Below are 9,925 nucleotides of genomic sequence, written 5' to 3' on the forward strand. Positions count from 1 at the left end.
AAGCGCCCCCAAACGCACCGAAATCACCCCTCAGAAGTAGGCGTTGGCGGGGATCGGGGTGCCGTGCAGCAGGTTCTCGCCGATCACCCGGGCCTTGTAGACGACGGGGTTGTGCAGCGTGATGGTGCGGATGTTGCGCCAGTGCCGGTCGAGGTTGCGCTGCCGGCTCGACGCGCTGGCCCCACCGAGTTCCAACAGCCGGGAGGCGGCCTCGGGGGCGATGGCGTCGAGGTGCACCTTGACCTTGGCGACCTTCAACTGCGCCTCGGCGGCCAGCCGGGCATCGGGCACTCCACGCTCGTCCTCCGCATCGGTGGCGGCGCCGATCGCGTCGGCGGCGTCGAGCACCGCGGCCCGGGCAATGTAGGCGGTGCTGGCCAGCTCGCCCAGCAGCTTCTGGTAGAGCGGATCGTCGACCGGGGCCGCGGTGAGCGCGTGACTGAAGCTGCGGGTGCGCGAGCGCAGCAGGGCCGCACCGTCGTCGACCACCGCCGCGAGCACCCCGGCCACCACGGCGTGGATGTAGAGCTGCAGCGCGGCGTACTGCACCGTCGGCTCCGGTTCGGCGTCATAGGGGGTGTCGACGAGGACCTCCTCGGCGGCCACGGCGACGTTGTCGAACACCGTGGTGCCGGTGCCCGTGCGGCGCTGCCCAAAGCCGTCCCAGTCGTCGATGAGCGCGACGCCCGTGCGATCCGACGGCACGATCACCGAGGCCACCGAGTCGTGATCGGTGGTGGTGGTGACCGTCAGGTAGTCGGAGAACAGCGTGCCGGTGCTGTAGTACTTCTCGCCGTTGAGCCGGAAGCCGCCGGTTCCATCGGGCAGCAGCCGGGTGTTGAACACCAGGCTGCCCACCGCCAGGCTGCCCTTCTCGCTGAACGCATTCGCAAACAGCTTGCCGGCGGCGACCTGCTGCAACCACCGCTGGGACACCTCGTCGCCGGGGTCGGCCCGCAGCGCGCGCAGCCGCTCCTCGACGAACCAGAAGTGCGTCCGGAAGATGTGGGCGACAATGGGATCGGCCTGCGCTACCTCGATCAGCGTCGAAAACAGTTGGCGCACGGTGTAACCGGGACCACCGAACTCCGCGGGCAGCCGAAGCGTGCCGAAGCCGGCCCGTTTGAGCGCGGCCACCTGATCGAAGGGGTTCTCGTCGTTGAGATCACGGTCTTTGGAGCCCGCCGCGATGTCGGCGAGCAGGGCGGTGAATTCTTCGGAACCCGGCAGCAGGGTCTGCCGGATGGGTGCATGAGTCATATCAGGAGTTCTACCGACATCACCGCCGCGAGACACTGCTTGAGATCACCGCGAATCCAACCCCACCGGCCTTTCTACTATTACCCGTAGTAGGCCGGGTACCCTGGTTCGGGTGAGGTCCGCTGGGTTGACGGCTACTCGTCTGCATGGGGTATCCGTGGCCGCGTGTTCGGCGACGGTGGCCATCGCTGCCCATTCCGCGGCCGGCGGCCACCCGCCGACCGGGGCCGGGTTGATGCTGGTGCTGGCCGCGTCCGCCACGGTGGGTGCGGTGTCCGCGACGAAGAACACCGCGACCGGCTGGGCCCGACACCTCCACCTGCTGGGCTTCCTCGGTCTCGGTCAGCTGCTCGGGCACGTCGCGCTGAGCGTCGGCGGCACGCACGCCCACGCCCCGGCCGCCGCGCTGCCGATGCTGGCCGCGCACGTCCTGGCCGCGCTGGTGTGCGCGGTGCTGATCCTGCTCTCCGAACACCTGTGCCGGGTCCTCGGTTCGGTGCTGCGCGCCACGGTGTGGCCCGGGTGGCTGGTTGTCGGCCCGGGCGGGCGGGTCAGCCCCGCCTACCGGTTCGCGCTCACCGCGCACGTTCTTGCCGGCGGCACCGGTAACCGCGGCCCACCGGCTGTGGCGGCCGCCTGATCGCTCACCTGGGGGTGAGCACGATCGGGTGAGGCCGATCGTGCTGCTTTCACCGCCGTCGCCGAGCGCGGCCGCGGTTCCAACACGTCACCCTGTGACGCCTCCTTTCGAAAGTGAGCCCTTATGAATTCCCGTGTTCTGTTCCGATCGTTGTCCGCTTCTGCCCTGGCCGCCGCGCTGCTGCTGACCGGGTGTAGCTCGGCGGACAGCGGGTCTCAGGCCGAGGCCGTCACCGTCCACGACGCGTGGGTCAAGGCCGCCGACGCGGACATGACGGCGGCGTTTGCCCGGTTGGTCAACACCGGCAGCGGTGCTGCCCGACTGCTCTCGGCCACCTCGCCGGCCAGTGCAGACGTCGAGATCCACGAGGTGGTCGACAACGTCATGCGGACCAAGGACGACGGCGTGGTGATTCCCGCCCGCGGCGAGATCGAGTTGCAGCCCGGCGGCGATCACCTGATGCTGATCGATCTGGGTGAACCGCTGACGCCCGGCACCGATGTGGAGATCGTCGCGACGTTCGAGGACGGGTCTCGTCTGCCGATCACCGCACAGGTGCGGGACTTCGCGGGCGCCGACGAGAACTACGCACCGGACGCGCACGCCGAGCACGGCTCGCACGAATCCCATGGCTAAGCTCAGCCGGCGCCGACTGCTGGGAGCCAGTGTGTTGGCCGCGGGCGCGGCGGGCACCGCCGCGGTGGCAGGCCCGCGGCTGGTGTCGGGTGCGGCGGCCACCGCGGCTTCGGCGGTCGAGCCGTTCTACGGACCCCATCAGGCCGGTATCGCCACGGTGCCGCAGCGCTACGCCACGCTGATCGCGGTGGATCTGCGTCCCGACCGGCGCGACGTCGCGACCTTGCGTTCGGTGATGAAGCTGTGGACCGCCGACGCCGCGCGGCTGACGCAGGGCCTGCCGGCGGTCGCCGACACCGAACCGGAGCTGGCCACCGAACCGGCCCGGCTGACCGTCACCGTCGGCTACGGCCCGACCCTGTTCGACGCGTTGCGGTTGACGCACGCCAAACCGGCCACCCTGCGGGAACTTCCGGCGTTCGCCGTGGACCGGCTCGAACCCCGCTGGAGCGGTGGGCAGCTGCTGGTGCAGTTGTGCGGCGACAGCCCGCTGGCGCTCAGCCACGCCGCCCGCGTGCTGTTGAAGAACGTCCGGTCCATGGCGAGCGTCCGGTGGATTCAGCGCGGTTTCCGCCAGCCGATGCATCCCGAAAATCCCGGCGGATCGATGCGCAACCTCATGGGTCAGGTCGACGGCACCGTCAACCTGACCGCGAACCAGTTCGACCGGTTCGTCTGGGACGACGGGGGCGACCAGGGCTGGTTCGCCGGCGGCACCATCATGGTGGTCCGACGCATCCGGGCGGAGCTGGACACCTGGGATCAACTCGGCCGGGACACCAAGGAATTGGTGGTCGGGCGCACGCTCGACTCGGGCGCGCCGCTGACCGGACAGCACGAGACCGATGAGCCGGATTTCGAAGCGCACGTCGGCGGGATCCCGGTGATAGCGCCGAACTCACACATCGCGCGGGCCCGGCACCACACGGAGGAGGAGCAGTTCCTGCGGCGGCCCTACAACTACGACGACCCGCCGGAGGCCGGCCAGGTCAGCGATTCGGGCCTGCTGTTCCTGGCCTTCCAACGGAATCCGGCCACGCAGTTCGTGCCGGTGCAGCAACGGATCTCCGATGCAGACGCGCTCAACGAGTGGGTCACCCCGGTCGGTTCGGCCAGCTACGCGATGCTGCCCGGGGTGCAGGACGGCGAGTACCTGGGCCAGCAATTGCTCGACGCGGTCGGGCACCGCGGCTGAGTTACTGCATGAAGCCGATCTTGGTGTAATCCACGTCGCCGAGTCCGGCCGCCCCGAAGTTGGCCAGATTGCTGCGGACTGCGACGTTGCCGGCGGACTGGGTCATCGGCAGGCTGAAGCCCTCGGCGAAGATCAGCTCGTCGAGTTCGTTGGCCAGCCCGCGCGCCTTGTCCGGATCGAGTTCGGTGAGCGTCTCCTCGATCTTGGCGTCGATCTCCGGCGAGCCGATCTTGCCGAAGTTGCTCTCGCCGTCGGACTTGTAGATCTGGGTCAGGCCCCCGAACGGGAACGCGTCGCCGACCCAGGAGAACTGCGCGATGTCGAAGTTGCCGACGGTGATCCAATCGGTGAAGAATCCGCCGCCGCCCTTGGCCTCGATCTCCAGCTTGACGCCGATCTGCGCCAGATTGTTCTGCGCGATCTGGGCGAACTGCTTGGTGCTGGCCGCGTCGTAGAGCACATCGCGGATGACGAGTTGCCTGCCGTCCTTCTCGCGGAACTGGCCGTTGAGCTTCCAACCGAGCTCGTCGAGTTCGCGGGCGGCCTGCTCGGGGTCGTAGGCCACCACGGCGCTGTTGTCCTGGTAGCCCTTCTGCCCGGCGACGAAGATGTGGTTGTTCAGCGGCGCGGGGTTGTCGGCCAGGCCGCGCATCGTCACGTTGGCGATGGTCTGCCGATCGATGCCCTTGGAGATGGCCACCCGCAGTTTCGGGTCGGCCAGGATCGAACCCGGTGCGCCGTTGAACGTGAAGTGGTACCAGCTGTTGCCCGGCGCCCGCCGGATCTCGATGCCGGCCGTGTTGCGGGCAATCGTCAGTTCATCCAGTGACGCCACCCCGGCCGCGTCGATGGTGTTGTTCTGCAGCGCCGGCATCCGGGCCGCGTCGTCGAGCACCAGATAGGTGATCGAGTCGAGCACCGGCGTCTCGCCCCACCAGTCCGGGTTGCGGGTCAAGGTGATTCGCTGCGCGGTCCGGTCCACCTTGGAGACCTGGAACGGTCCCGCCGTCGGGCCGGGGCCGTTCAGCTGGCCCTTGTTGAACACCTCGGGGTCGCGCGTCATGCTCGCCGGCAGCAACATCCCGTTGCCCGCGAACATGCCCTGCCAGTCCGCATAGGGCTTGGCGAAGGTGATGACGGCCTGCCTGTCGTCGGTGCCGCGGGTCACCGAGGCCACCCGCTCGCTACCGTTGGGGCTGGCGAACGCGAAGGCGGGATCCTTGCCGCTCGTTGCGTGGATCTGGGCGGCGAGGTCCTGCCAGGTGATGGGGGTGCCGTCGGTCCACACCGCATCCGGGTTGATGGTGTAGGTGACCACCTGCGGGTCGGTCGAGGTGAGTTCGACGTCGGTGAAGTAGTCGGTGTTGACGGTGGTGGTGCCGTCCGGGGCAATGCGGAAGGCGCGCGGCAGGGCGGCGCGCATCATGGCCGCGGCGTCGGCGACGTTGCCGTCGATGTGCAGCGTGTTGAAGTTCGGCGGGAACTCGTTCAGCGTCAGGCGCAGGTTTCCGCCCTGGCGCAGCGTCGACGGATCCTGCGGGTTCATGTCGGCGGCGGTGCCGAGTTCCGCGTCCCCGCCGGCCGAGGGAACGTCCTGGTTGGCGCCCGAGCACCCGGCGAGGATCAGTGCACCCGTCATTGCCAGCGCGGCACAGCGTCGCAGCATCATGAGCACCGATGCTAACCGGCTTTGCGTTGCACCCGGTCGCCCGCTAGCCGTGTTGGGGATCCGGCTGGGGAACCGCGGCCAGCAGCTTTTGGGTGTAGTCGTGCCGGGGCCGGCCGAACACGTCCGCGGCCGGGCCCTGCTCGACGATCTTGCCCTTGTACATCACCGCGACGTGGTGGGCCAGGTGCTTGACCACCGAAAGATCGTGGGAGACGAACAGGTAGGACAGCCCGAAGCGCTGCTGCAGGTCCAGCAGCAGATTGAGGATGCCGGCCTGGATCGACACGTCCAGCGCCGACACCGGTTCGTCCAGCGCGAGGATCTTCGGCTGCAGGGCCAACGCCCGCGCGATACCGATGCGCTGTTTCTGGCCGCCGGAGAATTCCGCCGGGTAGCGGGCGGCGTCGGTCCGGCTCAGACCCACCAGCGTGAGCAGCTCCGCGACCCGGTCCTGGCTCGCGCGCTCGTCGAAACCGTTGGCCTGCAGGGGCTCCGACAACACTTCCGAAACTGGCAGGCGGGGGTCGAGCGAGGCCACCGGATCCTGGAACACCACCTGCAGGTCGCGGCGCAGCCGCCGACGCCCGGCACGGTCCAACGTGGCCACGTCGGTGCCGAGGACCTCGATCGAACCCGCCTGCGGGGCGGTCAGTTCCAGCACTTCGTGCAGCGTCGTCGACTTGCCGGACCCGGATTCGCCGACGATTCCCAGGGTCTGGCCGGCGGGCAGATCGAAGCTGATGCCGTCGACGGCGCGGACCTCGCCGACGGTGCGCCGCAGCACCACCCCCTTGGTCAGTCGGTACGTCTTGACCAGGTTGTCCACCCGGATCACTGCGGGCAGATCGGTGTCGGGGGCCGGGGCGGCCGGGGGAGCGGTTGCCACGCGAAAGATCTCGGCGGCGCTGCGGCCCGCGACGTGTTCGGTGCGAATGCATGCGGCGCGGTGCTCAGCCGAGCGGTCGCCCACGACGATCAGCTCGGGTTCGGCCGCGCTGCATTCCTCGATCGCCAGGGGACAGCGCGGTGTGAACGGGCACCCGGGCGGTAGGTCGGACAACGACGGCGGGGTGCCCGGAATCGGCACCAGCCGGGTGCCCTGAACGGCATCGAGGCGCGGCACCGAGCCCAACAGACCTGCGGTGTAAGGCATTCGGCGGTCGCGGTAAAGCAGCTCGACCGGGGCGGTCTCGACGGCGCGCCCGGCGTACATCACCATCGCGCGGTCGGCGAACTCCGCCACCACCCCCAGATCGTGCGTGATGATCAGCACGCCCGCGCCGGTGGCGTCGCGCGCGGTGCGCAGCACATCGAGGATCTGGGCCTGCACGGTGACATCCAGCGCCGTCGTGGGTTCGTCGCAGATCAGCAGGTCGGGGTCGTTGGCAATGGCGATCGCGATGACGACGCGCTGCCGTTCGCCGCCGGACAGTTCATGCGGGAACGCCTTGGCGCGACGTTCGGGCTGATTGATGCCGACGAGTTCGAGCAGTTCGACGGCCCGGCGCCGGGCCTGTTGCCTGGTGGTCCGGTTGCGTTGGGGGCTGTGCGCGGTGATGGCCTCGGCGATCTGGTCGCCGACGGAGTACACCGGCGTCAGCGCGGACATCGGGTCCTGGAACACCGTGCCGATGGCCTTGCCGCGCACCTGCGACATGCCGCGATCGGGCATGCCGAGCAACTCGGTGCCGCCCAACCGGACCGACCCCGAGACCTGGGCGTATTCGGGCAGCAGGCCGATGATCGCCATCGCCGTGGCCGACTTGCCCGAACCCGATTCGCCGACGACGGCCACCACCTCACCGGGGTCCACCCGCAGGTTCACCCCGCGCACGGCGGTCACTGGGTCGGCGTCGGTGGGGTAGGTGACCGAGAGGTCCGTCACCTCCAGTAGCGCGCTCATCGACTGCTCCTGGACGCGCGGCGGTTGCGCCGCAGGTTGCCCGAGCCGGGATCGACGGCGTCCCGGATGCCGTCGCCGATCATGTTGGCGCAGAGCACGATCAGCACCAAGATCCCGGCGGGGAACAGGAACACCCATGGGAAGGTGGTGACCGACGGCGTGCCGGACGCGATCAGGGTGCCCAGCGAGACGTCGGGCGGTTGCACGCCGAATCCCAGGTAGCTGAGCCCGGTTTCGGCGAGGATCGCCAGTCCGACGTTGAGGGTGGTGTCGATGATCAGGATGGAGGCCACATTCGGCAGAATGTGCCGGGAGATGATGCGGGTGTTGGACACCCCCATATATCTTGCGGCCTGCACGAATTCGAGTTCCCGCAGGCTCATGGTCATTCCGCGCACCATGCGGGCGCTGATCATCCAGCTGAACAGCGACAGCAGCACGATCAACATGACAATGCTGCCGCTCTGCTTGACGCGCGGGGTCGCGATGGCGATGAGGATGAAGCTGGGCACCACCAGCAGCAGGTCGACGAGCCACATCAGCGTGCGATCGCGCCATCCGCCGAAGAAGCCGGCGATGGCGCCGACGGTGGCCGCGATCACCGTCGAGATGAACGCGACGCACAGCCCGATCAGCATGGACTTCTGCATGCCGCGCAGCGTCATCGCGAACAGGTCCTGGCCCAGCGCGTTGGTGCCGAACCAGTGCTGCGGGCTGGGCGGCTGTTGCAAGGCGGTGTAGTCCAGGTCGGTGTAGGACCACGGCAGCAGCGGCGGCAACGCGTAGCAGCCGACGAACATCACGATCAGCAGCGCCAGTGACACCACCGCCGGCCGATTGCGCAGGAAGCGGCGCAGCACCATCGAGCGGCGCGAGGTGAACGCGGCGCTCGGTTCGGGGGCCGCGGCGGGGGTGGTCACGGGTTCGCTCATCGGACCCGCACTCGGGGATCGAGCGCGGCGTAGATGACGTCGGACAGCAGTCCGGCCAACAGGATCACCGCACCGGAGAACACCGTGATCGCGGCGATGATGTTGGTGTCCTGGGTCGCGATGCCCTGGACCACCCATTCGCCCATGCCGTGCCAGCCGAAGATCTTCTCGACGAACACCGCACCGGTCACCAGGCCGCTGACCCCGTAGGCGAACAGCGTGGCCATCGGGATCAGTGCGGTGCGCAGGCCGTGCCGGAACAGCGCCTGCCGTTGGGTGAGGCCCTTGGCCCGCGCCGTGCGGATGAAGTCCTGGCCCAACACGTCGAGCATCGCGTTGCGTTGATAGCGGCTGTAGCCGGCCATGGCCATCAACGCCAGCGTGAAGCTCGGCAGCACCAGATGCTGGAGCCGGTCGACGAACATTTGCCAGGTGCCGCCGAGCGCGTCCGGGGAAGTCTCGCCGGTGTATTCGAACAGCCGTACGCCCAGGACCGTATTGACCTGTAGCGCGCCGAGGATCATCAGGTTGGCGATCACGAACGTCGGCGTCGAGAGCACCAGCAGCGAGGCCACGGTGATCACCCGGTCGGACAGCCGGTATTGCCGGACCGCGCTCCACGCGCCGATCACCACCCCGACCACGGTTCCGAACACCGAGCCGATCACCAGCAGTCGCAGGCTCACCCCGATCCGGCGCCCCAGCTCCTCGGAGACCGGCTGGCCGGTGATGGTGGTGCCGAAATCGCCCTGCACCGCACCGGAGACCCAGTGCACGTACCGAATCGGGACCGGCTTGTCCAGGTCCAGTTCGGCGGCCTTGGCGTCGATGACGGCCTGCGGTGGCCGGGGATTGCGCTGCTCGAGGCTGTCCAGTGGCGAAAACGCGATCGAGGTCAGGCAGAACGTGAGGAATGAGGCCAGCGCCAGCAGGACGACGTAATTGAGCATGCGGCGCGTCAGGAACCGCGTCACCCGCTGCTCCGCCTCTGCTGCATGCGCACAGCGTAGGAGATCGCGGCCGCGGTGCTGGCCAAGCCAGGGGTTGTGTTCACCCTGATCGAAGAAGCTGAATGCCGGCCCGCGAGCTGTTAGCGTCCCCGAACATGAGCGTGACTGATCAATATCTGGCCAACAACGCGAAGTACGCCGAAACCTTCAGCGGTCCGCTGCCGCTGCCGCCGAGCAAGCATGTCGCGGTGCTGGCGTGCATGGATGCCCGCCTCAACGTGTACGCGCTGCTGGGACTCGGTGACGGCGAGGCGCACGTCATCCGCAACGCCGGCGGTGTGGTCACCGATGACGAGATCCGGTCGTTGGCCATCAGCCAGCGACTGCTGGGGACCAGGGAGATCATCCTGATCCACCACACCGACTGCGGCATGCTCACCTTCACCGACGATGCCTTCAAGAAGGAGATCCAGGACGAGACCGGCCTCAAGCCGGAATGGGCGCCCGAATCCTTCCCCGACGTCGCAGAGGATGTGCGCCAGTCGCTGCGCCGCATCGAGGCCAGCCCGTTCGTGACGCTGCACGAGTCGTTGCGGGGATTCGTCTTCGACGTCGCGACGGGCAAGCTCACCGAGGTCACCCTGTAGCTCGCCCCGCCCCGCCCAACTCACCGTTGGGCCACTTTGTGCGAGTAACTCCCGGCATTTCGTCGAGCTCGGCGCGCTGCGGGCGGCGTTCCA

Annotated in this window: 9 protein-coding genes; 4 read left to right on the forward strand and 5 right to left on the reverse strand. The window is 68.4% G+C overall.

Going from position 1 to position 9,925, the window contains the following annotated elements:
- Positions 1 to 30: 30 nt before the first annotated feature.
- Positions 31 to 1,260: an acyl-CoA dehydrogenase family protein gene (locus RCP80_RS06065; protein WP_308481474.1), complete on the reverse strand. Its 1,230-nt coding sequence runs from the start codon at positions 1,258 to 1,260 to the stop codon at positions 31 to 33.
- Positions 1,261 to 1,372: 112 nt separating this feature from the next.
- Here RCP80_RS06065 and RCP80_RS06070 point away from each other — a divergent pair, with 112 nt between their 5' ends.
- The 3 genes from RCP80_RS06070 (at position 1,373) to RCP80_RS06080 (ending at position 3,731) form a co-directional block, all read left to right on the forward strand.
- Positions 1,373 to 1,900 carry a hypothetical protein gene (locus tag RCP80_RS06070; protein WP_308481475.1) on the forward strand — a complete coding sequence of 176 codons (528 nt, stop codon included), beginning with the start codon at positions 1,373 to 1,375 and terminating at the stop codon, positions 1,898 to 1,900.
- Positions 1,901 to 2,023: 123 nt separating this feature from the next.
- Positions 2,024 to 2,536 carry a copper chaperone PCu(A)C gene (locus RCP80_RS06075; RefSeq protein WP_308481476.1) on the forward strand — a complete coding sequence of 171 codons (513 nt, stop codon included), beginning with the start codon at positions 2,024 to 2,026 and terminating at the stop codon, positions 2,534 to 2,536.
- Positions 2,529 to 3,731 (forward strand): Dyp-type peroxidase, encoded by a 1,203-nt coding sequence (locus RCP80_RS06080; protein WP_308481477.1) that lies wholly within the window; start codon positions 2,529 to 2,531, stop codon positions 3,729 to 3,731. The genes RCP80_RS06075 and RCP80_RS06080 overlap by 8 nt, the downstream gene beginning before the upstream one ends.
- A 1-nt stretch (position 3,732) precedes the next feature.
- Here the strand turns inward: RCP80_RS06080 and RCP80_RS06085 are convergent, their stop codons facing one another.
- The 4 genes from RCP80_RS06085 to RCP80_RS06100 are packed head-to-tail and all read right to left on the reverse strand — an operon-like array spanning position 3,733 to position 9,209.
- Positions 3,733 to 5,400, reverse strand: coding sequence for an oligopeptide ABC transporter substrate-binding protein OppA (locus RCP80_RS06085; protein ID WP_308481478.1), 1,668 nt, complete (start codon positions 5,398 to 5,400; stop codon positions 3,733 to 3,735).
- A 43-nt stretch (positions 5,401 to 5,443) separates the two neighbouring features.
- Positions 5,444 to 7,303, reverse strand: coding sequence for an oligopeptide ABC transporter ATP-binding protein OppD (locus tag RCP80_RS06090; RefSeq protein WP_308481479.1), 1,860 nt, complete (start codon positions 7,301 to 7,303; stop codon positions 5,444 to 5,446).
- Entirely contained in the window at positions 7,300 to 8,235 is a 936-nt protein-coding gene (locus tag RCP80_RS06095) for an oligopeptide ABC transporter permease OppC (RefSeq protein ID WP_308481480.1), read from the reverse strand. Before RCP80_RS06095 ends, RCP80_RS06090 begins: the two co-directional genes overlap by 4 nt.
- Positions 8,232 to 9,209 carry an oligopeptide ABC transporter permease OppB gene (locus tag RCP80_RS06100; RefSeq protein WP_308481481.1) on the reverse strand — a complete coding sequence of 326 codons (978 nt, stop codon included), beginning with the start codon at positions 9,207 to 9,209 and terminating at the stop codon, positions 8,232 to 8,234. The genes RCP80_RS06095 and RCP80_RS06100 overlap by 4 nt, the downstream gene beginning before the upstream one ends.
- A 131-nt stretch (positions 9,210 to 9,340) precedes the next feature.
- On the opposite strand from RCP80_RS06100, the gene RCP80_RS06105 reads away from it, so the two are divergent.
- The gene (locus tag RCP80_RS06105; RefSeq protein WP_308481482.1) at positions 9,341 to 9,832 is read left to right on the forward strand and encodes a beta-class carbonic anhydrase; all 492 of its coding nucleotides are present in this window, start codon (positions 9,341 to 9,343) and stop codon (positions 9,830 to 9,832) included.
- Positions 9,833 to 9,925 lie beyond the last annotated feature (93 nt).

The organism is Mycolicibacterium sp. MU0053 (assembly GCF_963378095.1).
GTDB lineage: Bacteria > Actinomycetota > Actinomycetes > Mycobacteriales > Mycobacteriaceae > Mycobacterium > Mycobacterium burgundiense.

Excerpts from the sequence above, each read along its gene's own strand:
- RCP80_RS06065 (WP_308481474.1), bottom strand. The coding sequence starts at position 1,260 with ATGACTCATGCACCCATCCGGCAGACCCTGCTGCCGGGTTCCGAAGAA.
- RCP80_RS06075 (WP_308481476.1), top strand. The coding sequence starts at position 2,024 with ATGAATTCCCGTGTTCTGTTCCGATCGTTGTCCGCTTCTGCCCTGGCC.
- RCP80_RS06080 (WP_308481477.1), top strand. The coding sequence starts at position 2,529 with ATGGCTAAGCTCAGCCGGCGCCGACTGCTGGGAGCCAGTGTGTTGGCC.
- RCP80_RS06085 (WP_308481478.1), bottom strand. The coding sequence starts at position 5,400 with ATGATGCTGCGACGCTGTGCCGCGCTGGCAATGACGGGTGCACTGATC.
- RCP80_RS06090 (WP_308481479.1), bottom strand. The coding sequence starts at position 7,303 with ATGAGCGCGCTACTGGAGGTGACGGACCTCTCGGTCACCTACCCCACC.
- RCP80_RS06095 (WP_308481480.1), bottom strand. The coding sequence starts at position 8,235 with ATGAGCGAACCCGTGACCACCCCCGCCGCGGCCCCCGAACCGAGCGCC.
- RCP80_RS06105 (WP_308481482.1), top strand. The coding sequence starts at position 9,341 with ATGAGCGTGACTGATCAATATCTGGCCAACAACGCGAAGTACGCCGAA.